16 protein-coding genes, 2 pseudogenes and 1 riboswitch are annotated in these 17,407 nt (G+C 70.8%); of the genes and pseudogenes, 3 read left to right on the top strand and 15 right to left on the bottom strand.

The genetic code is table 11. The annotated features are described in order from the left end of the window. Positions 1-333: 333 nt before the first annotated feature. Together CYU89_RS14730 and CYU89_RS14725 are read left to right on the top strand one after the other, a co-directional pair. Positions 334-651, top strand: coding sequence for a BPSL0761 family protein (locus tag CYU89_RS14730; protein ID WP_343125266.1), 318 nt, complete (start codon positions 334-336; stop codon positions 649-651). A gap of 61 nt (positions 652-712) precedes the next feature. Next, on the top strand, positions 713-1,327 hold the full coding sequence (locus tag CYU89_RS14725; RefSeq protein WP_111172658.1) for a hypothetical protein: 615 nt from the start codon (positions 713-715) through the stop codon (positions 1,325-1,327). A gap of 177 nt (positions 1,328-1,504) precedes the next feature. Here the strand turns inward: CYU89_RS14725 and CYU89_RS14720 are convergent, their stop codons facing one another. Beyond that, a complete protein-coding gene (locus CYU89_RS14720) occupies positions 1,505-2,170 on the bottom strand; it encodes a PepSY domain-containing protein (protein WP_171974407.1) in 666 nt (221 codons plus the stop codon). Between CYU89_RS14720 and CYU89_RS14715 the strand changes: the two genes are divergently transcribed. Continuing rightward, a complete protein-coding gene (locus CYU89_RS14715) occupies positions 2,113-2,469 on the top strand; it encodes a Sir2 family NAD-dependent protein deacetylase (protein ID WP_080469314.1) in 357 nt (118 codons plus the stop codon). The two genes, CYU89_RS14720 and CYU89_RS14715, sit on opposite strands and share 58 nt — an antisense overlap. A 139-nt stretch (positions 2,470-2,608) precedes the next feature. Here the strand turns inward: CYU89_RS14715 and CYU89_RS14710 are convergent, their stop codons facing one another. The 14 genes and pseudogenes from CYU89_RS14710 to CYU89_RS14645 all read right to left on the bottom strand — a co-directional run. Then, complete coding sequence (locus CYU89_RS14710; protein ID WP_296282150.1) at positions 2,609-3,898, bottom strand: O-acetylhomoserine aminocarboxypropyltransferase/cysteine synthase family protein; 1,290 nt, start codon at positions 3,896-3,898, stop codon at positions 2,609-2,611. A 148-nt stretch (positions 3,899-4,046) separates the two neighbouring features. Continuing rightward, positions 4,047-4,802 (bottom strand): adenosylcobinamide-GDP ribazoletransferase, encoded by a 756-nt coding sequence (locus tag CYU89_RS14705; protein ID WP_296282235.1) that lies wholly within the window; start codon positions 4,800-4,802, stop codon positions 4,047-4,049. Then, entirely contained in the window at positions 4,802-5,389 is a 588-nt protein-coding gene (locus tag CYU89_RS14700) for a histidine phosphatase family protein (RefSeq protein WP_296282149.1), read from the bottom strand. The genes CYU89_RS14705 and CYU89_RS14700 overlap by 1 nt, the downstream gene beginning before the upstream one ends. Continuing rightward, the gene (gene cobT, locus CYU89_RS14695; RefSeq protein ID WP_296282147.1) at positions 5,386-6,447 is read right to left on the bottom strand and encodes a nicotinate-nucleotide--dimethylbenzimidazole phosphoribosyltransferase; all 1,062 of its coding nucleotides are present in this window, start codon (positions 6,445-6,447) and stop codon (positions 5,386-5,388) included. The genes CYU89_RS14700 and cobT overlap by 4 nt, the downstream gene beginning before the upstream one ends. Continuing rightward, complete coding sequence (gene cobU / locus CYU89_RS14690; RefSeq protein ID WP_296282145.1) at positions 6,444-6,968, bottom strand: bifunctional adenosylcobinamide kinase/adenosylcobinamide-phosphate guanylyltransferase; 525 nt, start codon at positions 6,966-6,968, stop codon at positions 6,444-6,446. The genes cobT and cobU overlap by 4 nt, the downstream gene beginning before the upstream one ends. Then, a complete protein-coding gene (locus CYU89_RS14685) occupies positions 6,956-8,452 on the bottom strand; it encodes a cobyric acid synthase (RefSeq protein WP_296282143.1) in 1,497 nt (498 codons plus the stop codon). Before CYU89_RS14685 ends, cobU begins: the two co-directional genes overlap by 13 nt. Beyond that, positions 8,449-9,432, bottom strand: coding sequence for a threonine-phosphate decarboxylase CobD (cobD, locus tag CYU89_RS14680; protein ID WP_296282141.1), 984 nt, complete (start codon positions 9,430-9,432; stop codon positions 8,449-8,451). Before cobD ends, CYU89_RS14685 begins: the two co-directional genes overlap by 4 nt. Further along, positions 9,425-10,321 (bottom strand): adenosylcobinamide-phosphate synthase CbiB, encoded by an 897-nt coding sequence (gene cbiB / locus CYU89_RS14675; protein WP_296282234.1) that lies wholly within the window; start codon positions 10,319-10,321, stop codon positions 9,425-9,427. The genes cobD and cbiB overlap by 8 nt, the downstream gene beginning before the upstream one ends. Before the next feature lie 85 nt (positions 10,322-10,406). Continuing rightward, positions 10,407-11,720: a cobyrinate a,c-diamide synthase gene (locus CYU89_RS14670; protein WP_296282139.1), complete on the bottom strand. Its 1,314-nt coding sequence runs from the start codon at positions 11,718-11,720 to the stop codon at positions 10,407-10,409. Beyond that, a complete protein-coding gene (cobO, locus tag CYU89_RS14665; protein ID WP_296282137.1) occupies positions 11,717-12,364 on the bottom strand; it encodes a cob(I)yrinic acid a,c-diamide adenosyltransferase in 648 nt (215 codons plus the stop codon). The genes CYU89_RS14670 and cobO overlap by 4 nt, the downstream gene beginning before the upstream one ends. Positions 12,365-12,383: 19 nt before the next feature. Then, on the bottom strand, positions 12,384-12,989 hold the full coding sequence (locus CYU89_RS14660) for a hypothetical protein (protein WP_296282136.1): 606 nt from the start codon (positions 12,987-12,989) through the stop codon (positions 12,384-12,386). Between the two features lie 88 nt (positions 12,990-13,077). After that, a complete protein-coding gene (gene btuB / locus CYU89_RS14655) occupies positions 13,078-14,949 on the bottom strand; it encodes a TonB-dependent vitamin B12 receptor (protein ID WP_296282135.1) in 1,872 nt (623 codons plus the stop codon). A 114-nt stretch (positions 14,950-15,063) separates the two neighbouring features. Beyond that, positions 15,064-15,305: riboswitch (cobalamin riboswitch) on the bottom strand. Between the two features lie 71 nt (positions 15,306-15,376). Beyond that, positions 15,377-16,930 (bottom strand): annotated as a pseudogene (locus CYU89_RS14650) (AAA family ATPase); the annotation flags it as partial. Between the two features lie 256 nt (positions 16,931-17,186). After that, positions 17,187-17,407: pseudogene (locus tag CYU89_RS14645) on the bottom strand (IS91 family transposase); the annotation flags it as partial.

Below are 17,407 nucleotides of genomic sequence, written 5' to 3'. Positions count from 1 at the left end.
CAAACAGAAACGGGCCGCATTGCGCGGCCCGTCCTGTCTATGGATGTAGAACAAAGTCTCATCCTGAAACGAATGTAACTAATTGATTCGCGGTCACCGCCGAATGGGTGCAACTCCTAAAGTTCTATCGTGGCACAGCTGTCGGGGGCGAACCCACAGGGAAATAAAGTTCTATCTTCCCTAGATGGGGTCTGGCGCAGCACCGGATTTCAGAGGATCCTGTGCGTACACCCATCATTATTCCAACTCAGTAAACCACAACTTAGCCAACCCGCGCGTTGCAGCGAATACGCAGCGGAAGCATGATCGCACCTTGTGCGACGGCTCTGAAAGATGCTTCTCGAACGCAAGCATCTAAGAGGGTCCGCAATGACCATGCCAGACGAACGAACAAGGGCCCTGCTATGGGCTGGAGGTTTCCTGATTGAGTTGGCAAGGGATAAGAGATTGCCCGTTGACATTAGGCGTAGCGCGGTGGTCATCGCTCGCCACTTCCCAACCATAGAAGACGTCTCGACGATGGCCATATTCCGACACTCGTCCGGACTTGGCATCGGACTGGCACCACCAAGTGAATGCCCTGCATGGTCTGAAGACCTTCGTTACGGCCCGTTGAGGCGATCTACACGACTATCCTGGCCAGAGGAATAGTCCCGTGCGAGCCACTTTAGAAGTCGCGAACCTGCACACCCCAATACAGCGGAATTAGATCATGGACAGCTCAGACTCAGAATTTGAAAGCGCGCTTCGAAAAGCTGAAGGCATTGTCGCTGAAGCATTCATGGATGCTTTCCCGAAGCACTACATGATCAGCCAGCGCATCTTTAGCGTCCCGGAAGACACTGAGCCATTTCTGCGCAAACTCGGTCGCTTTCTCTTAGATTATGATCAGGAGCTTGGGGCAAGCCCAGCGGCAGCATTGGCAGATGGCCGCTCAGACCTGTTACTGAAGGTTCTGGCTAACCGCTCCAGCATTGACCCCGAGTCAATCCGAGTCATCTCGATGCCGATTCATGACTCGACTGAAGAAGCAGAAAGGAAACCTGAATCAATCTTTTTGGCGTACTGCGACTATTACGCAACGGGCGAAGGCGTCACTCTGATGGTCGGCGCTGGCAACACCAAGAACGCAGCACGCGAATCGTTTCTCAGCAATGCTCCCGAGTATTTCCATCGAGGGCTCATCGAAGATAAGCTCGATGACAGCCCTCCACCGGAGACGCGCCGCGCCGCGCGTTTGCTATCTGATGCTATGGCAGAGTTGATCGCCTCGTTGCCAAGAGGCGCGCCTCAGTTTTACGCGAAGATTCACTACAACTTGGCATAACCTTGCGTACATGAGGGTTGCTAATGTATCGATCAACACCGCTCCGCCCTACCTGTTCTACCGCGAGAAGGGAGGCTGGCTAGGCTGGGTCGAAGCCTGACACCGCGCGGGTGTCCCGCTACGGCCAAGAGCGGACATCCCTCACCGAATCCCGCACTGGCATCCCACCTTCGTTTGCTAGCCGATCACGCAAAGTGGCTTGCGAATCACGCCAGAGGAATCATTGGACGCGCGGCTCAGACGGGCGCTTGGAAGTGCGTGGAGCGCCTGATTCAGCACAGGATCCCATGCCACTTTCTCCACTGTGCCCGCCAGCACCGGCGTGGGCGGCGCGGCACCACCGAACGCCGCCGTCAGCACGGCATGGAAACCCTTGCCATAGACCATCCCTACACCGGTCACAGTGGCCATCAGCAGAAGCGGCAGCAACAAAGCGCCGCTACTGCGGTGCCAGGTCGCCCACCTTCGCGCCGGGGGCTGTGCGTGTACCTTCAAGTGCGATCGCCAGCGCCCAGGCTTGGGCCACCACAGGTACAAACCGCTCAAGAGCAGCCCCAGCGAGATCCAGCCGATAATGCCGAGTACCTGCTTGCCCGTGTCGTGGGCCAGCAGCGCCACATGCCATTCGTGCAGCCACATCAGCACGTCGTTGTCGGGGCCACGTCGCAGCAGCAAGGTGCCGTCGTCCGGCCCGAAGTAGGCGCGTTCGCCGTTGGCGAAATATGCCTGCCACACCGGGAGTTCGGCTTTAGGCAAGTCGATGGAGCGCACGCCCCGCGGCGCCCATTCCGCCACCAATCGCTCAAGCACGGCGGGGTCGGCATGGGGCCCGGGAGACGCCACCCGCCTGCCCCCTGTGCGGCGGCCCGTTCCGGCCTGGCGTGGTCTGGTTCGGCGAGGCGCTGCCGGAGGACGCGTGGGCGCGCGCATGCGCCGCGATCGACGGTTGCGATGTCCTGGTGGTGGTCGGCACGTCCGGCCTGGTGCATCCGGCCGCGTCGCTGCCGCTGCGCGCGCGGCAACGGCGTGCGCAGGTCATCGAGGTCAATCCTGTCGACAGTGCGGTGAGCGCGTACGCCAGCGAGCAGCTGCGCCTGCCGGCGAGCGCGGGCGTCGCGATGCTGCGGGAGCGCTTTATCTGAATGCCGCTCGCGAGCGGCGCCGGACGCAGCGCGATGTCCGTCGCATCGCGCATGCCGGCGACCAGACCTCTTCCGCCGTGACTGCGGCAAGCGGCCGTTGCCAGCCCCGGCCAGCCGCCCGACCCGCCGGCTTCGCCGCTCAGGCCCGTGCCAGCGCCTGCTCCAGATCCGCGATCAGGTCGTCGACATGTTCGATGCCGATGCACAGGCGCACCGTATCCTCGCTCACGCCGGCCTGCGCCAGTTCCGCCGGGGAAAGCTGGCGATGCGTGGTCGAGGCCGGATGCGTGGCCAGCGAGCGCGTGTCGCCGATGTTCACCAGCCGCGTGAACAGCTGCAGGGCGTCGAGGAATCGCGCGCCCGCCTCGCGCCCGCCGCGCAGGCCGAAGGTGAACAGGCCCGAGGCACCGCCGCCGCGCAGGTATTTCTGCGCCAGCGCATGGTCGGCGTGGCCCTCGAGGCTGGCGTAGTTGACCCACTCGACCTTCGGATGGGCCTGCAGGCGTCGCGCGACGGCCAGGGTGTTGGCATTGATCCGGTCCATGCGCAGCGGCAGCGTCTCGATGCCCTGCAGGATCAGGAACGCGTTGAACGGCGACAGCGCCGCGCCGGTATTGCGCAGCGGCACCACGCGCGCGCGGCCGATGTAGGCGGCCGGCCCCAGCGCCTCGGTGTAGACCACGCCGTGGTAGCTCACGTCCGGCTCGTTGAGGCGGCGGAAGCGCGCCTTGTGTTCGGCCCAGGGGAACCTGCCCGAGTCCACGATCGCGCCGCCGATGCTGTTGCCGTGCCCGCCCAGGTACTTGGTGAGCGAGTGCACCACGATGTCGGCGCCGAAATCGATGGGGCGCAGCAGGTAGGGCGTGGGCACGGTGTTGTCGACGATCAGCGGCACGCCGTGCGCATGCGCGACCCTGGCCACCGCCTCGATGTCGGTGATGTTGCCGAGCGGGTTGCCGATCGACTCGACGAACACGGCCTTGGTGCGCGCGTCGATCAGCTTGCCGAACGACTCCGGATCGCGATGGTCGGCGAAGCGCGTCTCGATGCCGAACTGCGGCAGCGTGTGCGCGAACAGGTTGTAGGTGCCACCGTACAGCGCGGCCGAGGAAACGATGTTGTCGCCGGCCTCGGAGATCGTCTGGATCGCATAGGTGATCGCCGCCTGGCCCGAGGCCAGCGCCAGCGCGCCGATCCCGCCTTCCAGCGCGGCGACGCGCTGCTCGAGCACGTCGGTGGTGGGATTCATGATCCGGGTGTAGATGTTGCCCGGCACCTTGAGGTCGAACAGGTCGGCGCCGTGCTGGGCGCTGTCGAAGGCGTAGGCCACCGTCTGGTAGATCGGCACCGCGACCGCACGCGTGGTCGGGTCGGGCGAGTAGCCGGCGTGGACGGCAATGGTTTCGGGCTTCCAGCTCTGCTTGCTCATGACGGACTCGCGGCACGGATCGAATTCAGGACCCGGGAAGATAGCCCAGCTCGCCATCGGGCAGCCGCATGGTTTCAGCTCCAACCATCGCCGGAGGTGATGGCGACCGCATTCGACTGCGGCGACCACCACCTGCCGTCTGCGCTGCCTAGGGCGGGGTCGCCGCCAGCGCCACCAGCACGGCGACCTCGACCAGTTCGACCAGCGCGCCGGCGGTATCGCCCGTGATCCCTCCGAGCCGGCGCAGACAGGCCCGGCACCAGACGGCGAACACAAGCACCGCCACCGCCACCACCAGCGCGCCGCGCCAGCCGGCCGTCGCGCACACCGCTGCGCTCGCCAGCAGCGACAGCACGCACGCGGCGCGCGGCGCACCCGGCAGGGCCGCGCCAAGTCCGCCGCGGCGCACGTACGGCAGTCGGGTAAACGCCGGCACCAGCATCGCGCGGGCCAGCAGCGGCGCCAACAGCAGCGCTGGCCACGCCGCTGCCGGAAGGCTCGCCAGCACGGCGAACTTGAGCAGCAGCAGCAGGCCCAGTGCGACCACGCCGACTGGTCCGCACTGCGGGTCCTTCATGATCGCCAGCGTGCGCTCGCGACGCGCATCGGCGTCGCCAGCCATGCCGCCGACCCAGGCGTCCGCGCTGTCGGCCAGCCCGTCCAGGTGCATTGCCCCGGTCAGCCCGGTCCAGGCCAGCAGCAGCAGCGCGCCCTGCAGCAGGGGCGGCAGCCCCGACGTCGCCCACGCCAGCGCCAGCAGCATCCCGCCCAGCAGCAGGCCGACCGCCGGGTACCAGGCCAGCGACAGCGCCTGCGCGCGGGCGTCGCCGAACGCCCGCGACGGCACCGGGATCCGGGTCATGAATCCGACCGCGACCAGCAGGCCGCGCAGTCCGGAGCCGATCACGCCAGCGCCGGACGCCGCTGCGCGGCGCCAGCGCCCGCCATGTCCTGCCGCGGCGGCCAAGCCAGGGGATGCAGCGAGGCGTGGGCGACGTCGATGCCGGCCATGTCGCCGAAATCACGGCCCTCGGCGACGCAGCGCAGCAGCCGGATCGCGCCGCCATGGGTGATCACGAGCACGCGTCGGTCCTGCGCCTGCGCGGCCACGTCGTCCAGCGCGGCCGACAGCCGCGCGCGGAACTGCGCAAAGGTCTCGGCCCCCGGCGGCGGATGCGCCACCGGGTCGGCCCAGAAGCGCCCCAGCGCCGCGCGGTCGGTGGCATCGATCTGCTCGATCGGCACGCCCTGCCAGTCGCCGAAGTGGTATTCGACCAGGCGCGGGTCGAGCTGCAGCGGCACGCCGCGGGCGCCGGCAAGCTCGCGCGCGAAGGCGGCGCAACGCTGCAGGGTGGACGACACCACCAGGTCCCAGTCGCGGCCGACCGCGGCGGCGCGCAGTTGCGCCCAGCCGAGATCGGTCAGCGGGTCGTCGATCTGGCCGCGGTAGCTGCGCTGGCCGGTGTCGCCATGGCGCATCAGTTCAATCATGACCGCGCTCCCGTGGCGTCGGACACGCCGGCCTGCTCGAACGTCGCCATCGTCCCGTGCAGCGCGCAGGCCAGGCGCAGCAGCGGCACCGCGCCCGCCGCGCCGCTGGCCTCGCCCAGACGCATGCCGAGGTCGAGCAGCGGTTCGGCCTGCAGCGCGGCCAGCACCGCGTCGTGGCCGCGTTCCTGCGAGCGGTGGCCGAACAGCAGCCACGGCCGCACGCCCGGATTGATCCGCACCGCGGCCAGCGCCGCGACCGTGGTGATGTAGCCGTCGACCAGCACCGGCAGCCCGGCCTGCGCGGCGGCGATGAAGGCGCCGGTGAGCGCGGCGATCTCGAAGCCGCCAAGGCAGCGCAGCTGTTCCAGCGGGTCGGCGGCACCGGCGTGGCGCTGCAGCGCGCGTGCGACCACCGCCGCCTTGTGGCGGATGCCGGCGGCGTCCAGCCCGGTGCCGGCGCCGGCCAGCCGTTCCGGCGGCAGACCCAGCAGGGCGCAGCCCAGCGCGGTGGCGGTGGTGGTGTTGGCGATGCCCATCTCGCCGCCGATGAACAGGTCGCTGCCGTCGGCCAGCGCGGCGGCCACGCTGTCGGCGCCGGCGGCCAGCGCCGCCTGCAGCTGCGCCGGGCTCATCGCCGGGCCGTTGCAGAAGTTGCCGCTGGCCGCGGCGATCACCGCGCGGCGCACGCCATCGAGCGCGCCGGGATCGTTGACCAGGCCGAGGTTCACCACCTCCAGCCGCGCGCCCAGTTCGCGCGCCAGCACGCTGATCGCGGCGCCGCCGTGGACGAAGTTGCGCACCATCTCGCCGGTCACCGCCTGCGGGAACGCCGACACGCCCTCGTCGGCCACGCCGTGGTCGGCGGCGAACACGCTGATCCACACCCGCGCGGCGCGAGGCTGCGGACTGCGCTGCAGCGCGGCCAGCTGGATCGTGGCGTCTTCCAGACGGCCCAGCGAGCCCGGCGGCTTGGTCAGGCGCGACTGGTGCGCGCGCGCGGCGGCTTCGATCGCGGCGTCGGGCTGCATGCAGGCGGCGCGCAGCGCTTGGTGGTTCATGGCAGGGCTCCCTTCAGTGCCAGCGGCAGTCCCGCCGCGACGAACACCACCCGCTCGCAGCGGGCGGCAAGATCCTGGTGCAGGCGGCCGGCTTCATCGACGAAGCGGCGCGGCAGTTCTCCCATCGGGACCAACCCCATGCCGACCTCGTTGCCGACCAGCACGGTCGCGCCGGGCAGGTCCGGCAGCGCCTGCAGCAACGCCGCACGCTCGCGCGCGTAGCGGCCGGCGTCGGCATCGAGCAGCAGGTTGCTCAGCCACAGGTTGAGGCAGTCGACCAGCAGGCAGCGGCCCGGGCGGGCCTGCGCGCGCAGGGTCGCGGCCAGCGCCAGCGGCTCCTCGATGCAGCCCCAGTGCGCGGGGCGCCGGTCGCGGTGGTGGGCGATGCGCGCGGCCATCTCGGCGTCGGCGGGCTCGCGGCGGGCGGTGGCGATGTAGACCACGTCGTCGAACCCGCCGGCCAGGCGCTCGGCCAGCGCGCTCTTGCCGGATCGCGCGCCGCCGAGGATCAGGCTTCGCATGGCGCCTCCAGGCCGAGCAGCCGCGACAGCAAGGCCACGTCCAGGTGCGCCTCGACCGCGTCGGCCAGGCGTTCGATCGAGGCCTCGCGCAGGGCGTGGATGTCGAGCGGCTGCACCTCGCGCAGGCCGGCCCAGCGCAGCAGCGCATCCAGCGCCTGCGGGGCGTCGAACAGTCCGTGCAGGTAGCAGCCCAGCACCTGGCCGTCGTCGGACCGGGCGCCGTCCTCGCGGCCGTCGTCGAACCGCAGCAGCGGGCGGTCCAGCGCCGCGCCCTCGCTGCGGCCGCAGTGGATCTCGTAGCCATGCACCGGCACCGCGGCGTCGGCACCCGCAAGTTGCAACAGCCCGCGGACGTTGCGCAGCTGCTTGTCGGCTTCGAGCGTGGTTTCCAGCGCCAGCCAGCCCAGGCCGGCGCTGGATCCGGCGGCGCCCTCGATGCCGAGCGGATCGTGCACCGCGCGGCCGAGCATCTGCAGCCCGCCGCAGATGCCCAGCAGCTTGCCGCCGTGGCGCAGGTGGCGGGCGATCAGCGGCTCCCAGCCCTGCGCGCGCAGCCACGCCAGGTCGGCGCGCACCGCCTTGGAGCCGGGCAGCACGATCAGGTCGGCCGGCGGCGGCGCGCGGCCGGGCCCGACCACGTGCAGCTCGACCTGCGGATGCGCGCGCAGGGCGTCGAGGTCGGTGTGGTTGCTGATCCGCGGCAGCGCCGGCACCACCACCTGCAGCCGCAACGGTGCGCCCGCGGCGGCATCGGCACGCACGGTCGACAGGCCGTCCTCGGCCTCCAGGTACAGCCCCTGCAGGAACGGCAGCACCCCGAGCACCGGCTTGCCGGTGTGCCGCGCCAGCCAGTCCAGCCCCGGCTGCAGCAGCGCGATGTCACCGCGGAAACGGTTGATGACGAAGCCGGCCACCCGCGCGCGCTCACTGTCCGACAGCAGCGCCAGGGTTCCGACCAGGTGCGCGAACACCCCGCCGCGGTCGATGTCGGCCACCAGCAGTACCGGGCAGTCGATCGCCTCGGCGTAGCCCATGTTGGCGATGTCGTGCTCGCGCAGGTTGATCTCGGCCGGGCTGCCGGCGCCTTCCACGATCACCGCGTCGTGGCGTGCGACCAGCCGCGCGTGCGAGGCCAGCACCGCTTCGAAGGCCCGCGGCTTGTAGCGGTGGTAGCGCACCGCATCCATGTTGCCGACCGGCTGGCCGTGCACGATCACCTGCGCGCCGGTGTCGCTGCACGGCTTGAGCAGCACCGGGTTGAAGTCGGTGTGCGGGTCGAGCCCGCAGGCCTGTGCCTGCACCGCCTGGGCACGGCCGATCTCGCCGCCGTCGACGGTCACCGCTGCATTCAGGGCCATGTTCTGCGGCTTGAACGGCGCCACCGACAGGCCGCGACGGCGGGCCCAGCGGCACAGCGCGGTGACCAGCGCGCTCTTGCCGGCGTCGGAGGTGCAGCCCTGCACCATCAGCACGCGCGCGCTCATGCCATCACCGCCGCCAGCGCCGCGTCGAGCCGGTCGAAGTCGGCGGCGTCGCGCGGCAGGCCGAAACGCAGGCTGGCCGGCGCGTCGAAGTGCCGCACCAGGATGCCGCGCCGGGCCAGCGCGTCGTGCAGTTGCGCGGCGCGGGCGTCGCGGCGCCAGTGGAAGAATGCGCAGCCACCATCGGGCGCCAGGCCGTGGGTCACCAGCAGGGTCGCCAGGCGGGCGCTGCGACCGGCCAGCGCGGTGCGCACGCGGGCATGCCAGTCGCGGTCGGCCAGTGCCCGGGCCACGACGAAGCGGCTGGGCCCGGTCAGCGTCCACGGCCCGAGCCGCTCGCGCAGGGCGTCCAGCAGCGCCGGTGCGGCGCAGGCGAAGCCGACCCGCGCGCCGGCGAGGCCGAAGAACTTGCCGACCGAGCGCAGCACCACCAGCCCCTCGCGGTCGCTGTGCGGGCACAGGCTGTGGGTGGGATCGGCGTCCATGAACGCCTCGTCGACCACCAGCCAGCCACCGCGCGCGGCGAGCGCGGCGTGCAGCTGCAGCAGCGCGCCGACATCGAACCGCTCGCCGCCGGGATTGTTGGGATGGATCAGCACGACGACGTCGAACTCCGCCGCTCGCGCGTGGATGTCCGCGGCCGGCAGCCGCTCCACCGCGTGGCCGGCGCGCTGCCAGGCGTGTGCGTGCTCGGCGTAGCCCGGCGCCAGCACCGCGACCCGCGACGGCGCGCGCAGTCGCGGCAGCATCTGGATCGCCGCCTGCGATCCGGCCACCGGCAGCAGCGACGGCGCGCCGTAGTAGTCGCACGCGATCTCGACCAGGCCGTCGTCGTCCTCCGGCAGGCGTTGCCAGACCTGCGCCGGGACCGGCGGCACCGGCCAGCCGTCCGGGTTGATGCCGGTCGACAGGTCCAGCCACTGCGATGGGTCGATCCGGTACTGGCGTGCGGCGCGGAGCAGGCGCCCTCCGTGCTCAAGCATGCGGCCCCTCGGGCCCGGCCCAGTTCAAGGCGATGGCGAGTGCCCAGAGCGCCAACAGCCAGACCAGCAACGCGTCGCGCACCAGCCGCAGCGCGCGCCGGATCGACTCCGCTCCGGCAGGCCCGCCCTCGCCCAGTTCCGGCCGGAGCTGCCAGCGGCCGTGATACGGCGCCGCTCCCCCCAGCCGCACGCCGATCGCCCCGGCGCCGGCGGCCATCACCGGGCCGGCATTGGGGCTCTTCCAGTGCCGCGCCTGCGCCGACCAGCAGCGCAGCGCGCGCGCGGTGTGTCCGCACAGCGCATACGCCAGCGCGGTCAGCCGCGCCGGCAGCAGGTTGAGCCCGTCGTCGATCCGCGCCGCGGCCCAGCCGAAGCGGTGGTAGCGCGAGTTGCGGTAACCCCACATCGCATCGAGGGTGTTGGCCAACCGGTACAGCACCACCCCCGGCAGGCCCAGCAGGGCGAACCAGAACAGCGCGCCGAACACCGCGTCGCAGCCGTTTTCCAGCACCGACTCGGTCGTCGCCGCGGCGGTCTGGGTGGCGTCCAGCGCCACGGTGTCGCGGCTGACCATGCGTGCGACCGCGCCGCGCGCCGCATCCAGGTCTCCGGCCTCCAGCGCGGCGGCGACCGGCGCGGCGTGCTCGCCCAGGCTGCGATGGCCGATCGCCAGCGCCAGCACCAGCGCGCCCAGCGCCGCCGCGACCCACGGCGACCCGGCCTGCGCAAACCACTCCACCGCCGCGGCCAACGCTACCAGCGGCAGCACCGCGCACGACCAGGCCAGCACCCCGGCCAACCGGTGGTCGCGGTACAGCCGGCGTTCGATCCAGCCGGTCAGCCGGCCGAAGCCGACCAGCGGATGGCCACGGCGCGGCTCACCGAACATCGCGTCCAGCGCCACCGCGACCGTCGCTGCACCGGCTCGCAGCAGCGCCAGTTCGGCGACCAAAGCCAGGCTCACCGTCGCGTCCTCATGGCAGCAGCAGCCGTAGCGCCGCTTCCGGGTTGGACGGGAAGTAGAAGTGCACGAAGCTGGCGGTCAGCCGGCGGTCGCGATAGATCCCTTCGTTGCTCGGGCCGCGGTTGGGGTTGGACGCCAGCGCGATGGGCTCGGCTTCGATTTCGGCACGGACGTGGTGGAAGGTGTGCCCGCGCAGCACGCCCTCGGGCAGTTCGACCTGCTGCATGCCAAGCCCGGCCAGCCGCGCCTGCAGCGTGGCGTGCCCGCGCAGCAGGCCGGCCATCGGCGAGGCGGCGCCGTCGCGCCCGGCCAGCGAATCCAGCAGGTACAGCAGCCCACCGCACTCGGCCAGCAGCGGCTTGCCGGCGTCGCGGTGCGCGCGCAGGGCGGCATGCAGCGACGACTGTTGCGACAGCGTCTGCAGGTGCAGCTCCGGGTAGCCGCCGGGCAGCCATACCGCGTCGCAGGCCGGCAGCGCGTCGCCGGCCAGTGGCGAGAACCACGCCAGCTCCGCGCCCGCCGCGCGCAGCAGCGCGATGTTGGCCGGATAAATGAAGCAGAACGCGGCGTCGCGCGCGATCGCAACGCGCTTGCCGGCGAGCAGTTGCGGCACCGGCCGCGGCTCGGCCGGGGCGAACGCGACCGGCGGCGGCAGCCCGGTGGCGGCGTGCCGGCCCCAGGCATCGGCCAGCGCCTCCAGCCGTGCGTCGAGGTCCTCCAGCTCACCGGCGGCGACCAGCCCGAGGTGGCGCTCCGGCAGCTTCATCGCGTCCCCGCGCGGCAGCGCGCCGAGCCACTGCAGGTCGTCCGGCAGACTCTTCTCGAGCAGGCCGGCGTGATAGTCGCTGCCGACCCGGTTGGCGGCGACGCCGTACAGCGCCAGCCCGTCGCGGTAACGCGCCAGCCCGGTCGCCAGCGCGCCGAAGGTCTGCGCCATCGCCGAACCGTCGATCACCGCCAGCACCGGCAGGCCCAGCCGCTGCGCGAGGTCGGCGCTGGACGGCTCGCCGTCGAACAGCCCCATCACGCCTTCGATCAGGATCAGGTCGGCCTCGCCGGCGGCGACATGCAGGCGCGCGCGCACGTCGTCCTCGCCGCACATCCACAGGTCCAGTTGCTGCACCGGCGCCCCGCTGGCGCGCTCGTGGATCATCGGATCAAGGAAGTCCGGACCGGTCTTGAACACGCGCACCCGCCGGCCTTGGCGGCGGTGCCAGCGGGCCAGGGCGGCGGTCACGCTGGTCTTGCCCTGCCCCGACGCGGGCGCCGACACCAGCAGCGCCGGGCAGTGGCGGGTGCCCGTGGCGTCGGTCTGCCCGGTCACAGCTCGATGCCCTTCTGCGCCTTGATGCCGGCCTTGAACGCATGCTTGACCACGCGCATCTCGGTGACCGTGTCGGCAGCCTCGACCAGCGCCGCGGGCGCGCCGCGGCCGGTGATCACCACGTGCTGGCGCGGTGGCCGCGCCGCCAGTGCCTCCAGCACCTGCTCGACCGCGACGTAGCCCTTGACCAGCGCGATGTTCAGCTCGTCCAGCAGCACGAAGTCGCAGGTCTCATCGGCCAGCATGCCGGCCGCCACCGCCCAGGCCGCCTGCGCGCTGGCGATGTCGCGATCGCGGTCCTGGGTTTCCCAGGTGAAGCCCTCGCCCATCACGTGGTACCGGAGGCGATCGGTGAAGGCTACTCCCAGGGTCCGGAAGAACAGGTCCTCCCCGGTGGTGCTGCGGCCCTTGATGAACTGCACCACCCCGCAGCGGAAGCCATGCCCGAGCGAGCGGGCGAGCATGCCGAACCCCGACGAGCTCTTGCCCTTGCCGTTGCCGGTGTTGACCACCACAACGCCGCGGTCAATGGTCGCCCGCGCGATCCGCCGGTCGACCAGCTCCTTCTTGCGCTGCGCCCGCTCGCGGTGGCGCTCCGGGGTGCCGGCCGCGCCCGCAGTGTCGGCGGTGTCGGGGCTATCCACGCGCACGCCGCCCACCGGCTCAGGCCCCGCGGGCGTGGGCAGAACCCCCCGCCACGCGCCCGGCCACCCGCCATGCCGCGTACATCGCGGCGGCGGCCGCCACGTAGACCGACAGGCTGAACAACCGCTGCGGCAGGTACTTCAGCATCCGTGCCACGTACTCCGCCACGCTCGGGTCGGGCTGGGTACCCGACAGCAGGTAGTAGCCGCCGCCGGAGAACTGGTAGGCCAGCACCGACGCCACCACCATCACCGCCGCCAGCCGCAGCACGGTCGCCGGCCGCTCGACGTGGATCCGCGAATACAGCCGGCCACCGCCCCACAGCAGTGCGTAGGCCGGCAGCAGCATCCAGTAACCCGGCGTCATGCAGGTGCCGGCGATGCGCTCCAGCGTCAGGCTGGCGAAATCGACCGACACCGCCAGCGCGAACAGTGCGAAGAACGCCCAGCGCGGGCGCAGCAACGCACCGGCGAGGAAGAACACCGCCCACGAGCCGCCCGGCAGCGCGTTGATGCTGGCGACATGGTTGCCGCGGGTGGCCACCAGCAGCACGGCCAGCACGATGGCGATGCCGGTCTGCGCCTGGCGGGAGGAGAACGGAAGGTTCGAACTGCGGTCGATCATGGAAGGCTCCGGAAGTGGATGCGGGATCAGGTTCGGCAGGGAGTCGCGCCGGTGCCCCGGCCGGGGCACCGGCAATGGCGGCGGGCGCTCAGCCGCCGCTGTAACGCAGGCTCAGCAGCCAGCTGCGACCGGGCTGGCGATAGAACTTCGCGGTCTCGTAGTCGCGGTCGAACACGTTGTCGGTGCCCAGGCGTAGCTGCCATTGCGGCGCCAGCGCGTAGCCCACGCGCAAGTCGACGGTGGCGTAGCCGGCCATCCGCTTGCGGTTGGCGAGGTCGTCGAACCGCTCGCCGGCGGCGTTGACCGTGGCGCCGATGCTGAACCGGCCCAGCTCGCGGTCCGCCTCCAGCCGTGCGGTGCGGCGTGCGCGGCGCGGCAGGACGTTGCCCGCGCTGGCGCCGTTGCTGTCGTTGCGCGGGTCCAGCCACGAGGCGTTGGCCTGCAGCAGCCAGCCGGCCAGCGTGGCGTGGCCGACCAGCTCCAGCCCGCGGATGCGGGCGCGGTCGATGTTGTTGGGCTGCCCGTAGGGATGCGTGTCGTCGACCAGGCGCGAGTCGTAGGCGATCAGGTCGTCGATCTCCGACTGGAAGGCGTTGATGGCCCAGCCGCCGCGGCCATGCTCGCCGCGCAGTCCCAGCTCGATGCTGTCCGACGTCTCCGGCCGCAGGTCGGGATTGCCGTAGCCGGTGAAGTACAGCTCGTTGAAGGTGGGCGCCTTGAACGCGGTGCCGTAGCTGGCGGTCAGCCGCAGCGCATCGGCGAAGTCCCAGCCCCACAGCGCGCTGCCGGTGGTGCGGCCGCCGAACTGGCTGTTGTCGTCCCGGCGCAGGCTGGCCTGCAGCGCGTGGTCACCGATCTCCTGTTGCCACTGCGCGAACAGCGCGCGGTTGTGGCGGCGGTCGACGGTGTAGACGGTGGTGCTGTCGACCTCGTCGCCCTGCCAGTCCAGGCCGGCGCTGAGCAGCCCTTCGCCGATGCCGATGTCGGCCTGCAGCGAGGCGATCGCGCGGCGGGTGTCGAAGGTGCTCGAATAGACGCCGTCCATGTAGGCATCGCTGAGGTCGGCGCTGCGCCCGGCGTTGAGCACCAGCGTCAGCGGGCCGTCGGCGGTGTAGCGCAGGCGCGCGGCGACGACCTGCTGGACGTTGTCGGCCTCGTTGTTCTGGCTGCCGTCGTATTCGTTGTGGGCCTGCGCGCGGAACACGCGGGCCTCGGCGTCCCAGTGCTCGCCGAAGCGGTAGCCGCCCTGCAGCGTCACCGAGCCGTTGCGGTAGCCGTCGCGGTCGGGGTCCAGGTAGGGCTCGGGCGTGGCGCGCGACGGGTCGCCGCGGTAGGCGTCGATGCCGTCGGTTTCGGTATGGGCCGCACCCAGCGAATACCAGCCTTCGCCGGCGCGACCGGCCACACCGGCCGACAGGTTGCGGGTCCGCTCGCTGCCGATGCCGACGCCCAGGTACGGCGCGAACGCGCCCTTCGGGCGCCGGGTGAAGATCTGCACCACGCCGCCGAGCGCCTCCGAGCCGTACAGGCTGGAGAACGGCCCGCGCACGATCTCGATCCGCTCGACCAGTTCGACCGGAATGTCCTGCAGCGCGGCGCCGCCGCTCGTCGCCGAGCCGATCTTGACGCCGTCGACCAGCACCAGCACGTGGTCGGACTCGGTGCCGCGCAGGTACAGCGAGGTCGACTTGCCCGGCCCGCCGTTGTTGGCCAGCGAGACGCCCGGCAGGCCGCGCAGCAGCGCCGGCAGCGAGGGCGGTTGCAGGCGCTCGATGCGCTCGCGGTCGATCACGCTGACCGCGGCGAGCGACTGGTCCTGGGTGCGCACGGTGCGGCTGGCGGTGACCACGACTTTGTCGAGGTCGGTCGCGGGGACCGGGCCGGATGCGTGGGAGGGGAATACAGGGGACGACGCGACCGCAAGCGCGGCCACGGCGAGGCAATGCCGGGGAAACTGCACGGGGAACTCCTTGGACCGCGCCTGCCCGCGCGGTGTCGTTGGGCCAGGGCAAACGGCAAGGAGTGGTCATGGCGCAACGTGCAGGCGCACGGGCCCCATGACAGCGCCCACCGCGTGCCAATCGAAACCTGTGGCCGGTCTCCGGGCTTGCGAGTGGAGCGTCGTGTCATCGCGACCGTCGCTCCCGGTCCGCGCCTTCCCATGCGCTTGGCACAGTGGCTGTGTGCGGACCTGGCTCGCCTACTGTTGCGGGGGCAGCTCCGGAATTGCCGCGTCGTCGCGTGACGACGGGGCGCACCGGATTCCCGTTTCAACCACCGGCCAGGCCGGCGGTCACCTCAGGCGCGGCAAGTCTAGCAGCACGCCGTGGGGGTTGAGGAGAGCGTGGCGCGGGGCGCACCGGTACGCGCCCCGCGACCGCCGGACATCAGGCCTTGTGGAAGACGAGCGATCCGCCGTCGGCATCGACCCGGATCACGTCGCCGCTGCCGAAGTCGCCCGACAGGATCCGCTGCGCCAGCGGATTCTCCAGCTGCTGCTGGATCGCCCGCTTGAGCGGCCGCGCGCCGTACACCGGGTCGAAGCCGACGTTGCCCAGCAGGTCGAAGGCCTTGTCCGAGACCTCGATGCGGATGCCCCGCTCGCCCAGGCGCTTTTCCAGCCCGCGCAGCTGGATGCGCGCGATCGAGCGGATCTGCGCCTTGTCCAGCGGATGGAACACCACGATGTCGTCGAGCCGGTTGATGAACTCGGGCCGGAAGTGCGCCTGCACCACGCCCATCACCGCGGCCTTCATCTGCGTGTAGCTTTCCGGCGTGTCGCCCGACAGCTCCTGGATCATCTGGCTGCCCAGGTTGGACGTCATCACGATCACCGTGTTGCGGAAGTCCACCGTGCGGCCCTGGCCATCGGTCAGGCGGCCGTCGTCGAGCACCTGCAGCAGGATGTTGAACACGTCCGGATGCGCCTTCTCGACCTCGTCGAGCAGGATCACGCTGTACGGCCGGCGCCGCACCGCCTCGGTGAGGTAGCCGCCCTCCTCGTAGCCGACGTAGCCCGGGGGCGCACCGACCAGGCGCGAGACCGCGTGCTTCTCCATGAACTCGCTCATGTCGATGCGCACCATCGCGTCCGCGCTGTCGAACAGGAATTCGGCCAGCGCCTTGCACAGTTCGGTCTTGCCCACGCCGGTCGGGCCGAGGAACAGGAACGAACCGCTGGGGCGATTGGGATCGGACAGCCCCGCGCGCGAGCGGCGCACGGCATCGGAGACCACCTTGATCGCCTCGTCCTGGCCGACCACGCGGCCATGCAGCGCGTCCTCCATCTTCAGCAGCTTCTCGCGCTCGCCCTCGAGCATCTTGGACACCGGGATGCCGGTCCAGCGCGCGACGACTTCCGCGATCTCCTCGGCGGTCACCCGGTCCTGCAGCAGCTGGAAGCAGGTGGTCTCGGCCTCCTGCGCGGCCTTGAGCTGCTTCTCCAGCTCCGGCAGCGTGCCGTACTGGATCTCGCTCATCCTGGCGTAGTCCTGCTGGCGCTGCGCGGCCTCGAGCTGCAGTCGCGCCTGCTCGATCTGTTCCTTGATCTTCGTGGCGCCCTGCACGGTGGCCTTCTCGGCCTTCCAGATTTCCTCGAGGTCGTTGTAGTCGCGCTCCAGGCCTTCGATCTCGGTTTCCAGGTCGGCCAGGCGCTGCTTCGACTCGGCGTCCTTCTCCTTCTTCAGCGCCTCGCGCTGGATCTTGAGCTGGATCAGGCGCCGCTCCTTGCGGTCGAGTTCCTCGGGCTTGGAGTCGATCTCCATGCGGATGCGCGACGCGGCCTCGTCCATCAGGTCGATGGCCTTGTCCGGCAGCTGGCGGTCGGCGATGTAGCGGTTGGACAGCGTGGCCGCGGCGACGATCGCCGGATCGGTGATCTCCACGCCGTGGTGCACCGCGTAGCGTTCCTTGAGCCCGCGCAGGATGGCGATGGTGTCCTCGGGTATAGGAAGTTCAACCGCCCTTTTTGGCGAGTCTGGCGGGTAGGACGCGGCCACGCAAGCGCCGCTTTGGGCACAGATCGGGCACAGATCGGGGGTTCATGCGTGGGTTTTCGACATCGCGGGGCCACGCAGCGGCTCAGTGCGTAGCCATTTCTCACCGAATCCCGGCACAGGGCCGAGCGCAGCCCTGCGGGGTCGTGGCCGCATCGGATCGGACTCTGGCTTGGCTGCCGGCTGCGTGGCCGGCACCTCGTCACGCGGCCGGCGGCGGCGCGCGCGCTGCGGGCCGGTAGTGCGCTTGCTCCAGCGCGCCGTGCTTCTCGAAGTGGGCGAGGATGGCGCGGATGGTTTTGGGTTCCTCGATGCTGGCGACGATCCGTACCGCGCCGCCGCAGTGGGCGCAGGTGGTGATGTCGATGGAAAAGACCCGCTTGAGCCGTTGCGCCCAGCTCATCGCACGGCGCTTCTGCTCGG

The organism is Pseudoxanthomonas sp., assembly GCF_002863005.1.
GTDB lineage: Bacteria > Pseudomonadota > Gammaproteobacteria > Xanthomonadales > Xanthomonadaceae > Pseudoxanthomonas_A.
The sequence above is the reverse complement of the archived record's forward strand: the minus strand, read 5'-3'. Positions and strand labels throughout refer to the sequence as shown.

Excerpts from the sequence above, each read along its gene's own strand:
- CYU89_RS14730 (WP_343125266.1), top strand. The coding sequence starts at position 334 with ATGCTTCTCGAACGCAAGCATCTAAGAGGGTCCGCAATGACCATGCCA.
- CYU89_RS14725 (WP_111172658.1), top strand. The coding sequence starts at position 713 with ATGGACAGCTCAGACTCAGAATTTGAAAGCGCGCTTCGAAAAGCTGAA.
- CYU89_RS14710 (WP_296282150.1), bottom strand. The coding sequence starts at position 3,898 with ATGAGCAAGCAGAGCTGGAAGCCCGAAACCATTGCCGTCCACGCCGGC.
- CYU89_RS14700 (WP_296282149.1), bottom strand. The coding sequence starts at position 5,389 with ATGATTGAACTGATGCGCCATGGCGACACCGGCCAGCGCAGCTACCGC.
- cobT (WP_296282147.1), bottom strand. The coding sequence starts at position 6,447 with ATGAACCACCAAGCGCTGCGCGCCGCCTGCATGCAGCCCGACGCCGCG.
- cobU (WP_296282145.1), bottom strand. The coding sequence starts at position 6,968 with ATGCGAAGCCTGATCCTCGGCGGCGCGCGATCCGGCAAGAGCGCGCTG.
- CYU89_RS14685 (WP_296282143.1), bottom strand. The coding sequence starts at position 8,452 with ATGAGCGCGCGCGTGCTGATGGTGCAGGGCTGCACCTCCGACGCCGGC.
- cobD (WP_296282141.1), bottom strand. The coding sequence starts at position 9,432 with ATGCTTGAGCACGGAGGGCGCCTGCTCCGCGCCGCACGCCAGTACCGG.
- cbiB (WP_296282234.1), bottom strand. The coding sequence starts at position 10,321 with ATGTTCGGTGAGCCGCGCCGTGGCCATCCGCTGGTCGGCTTCGGCCGG.
- CYU89_RS14660 (WP_296282136.1), bottom strand. The coding sequence starts at position 12,989 with ATGATCGACCGCAGTTCGAACCTTCCGTTCTCCTCCCGCCAGGCGCAG.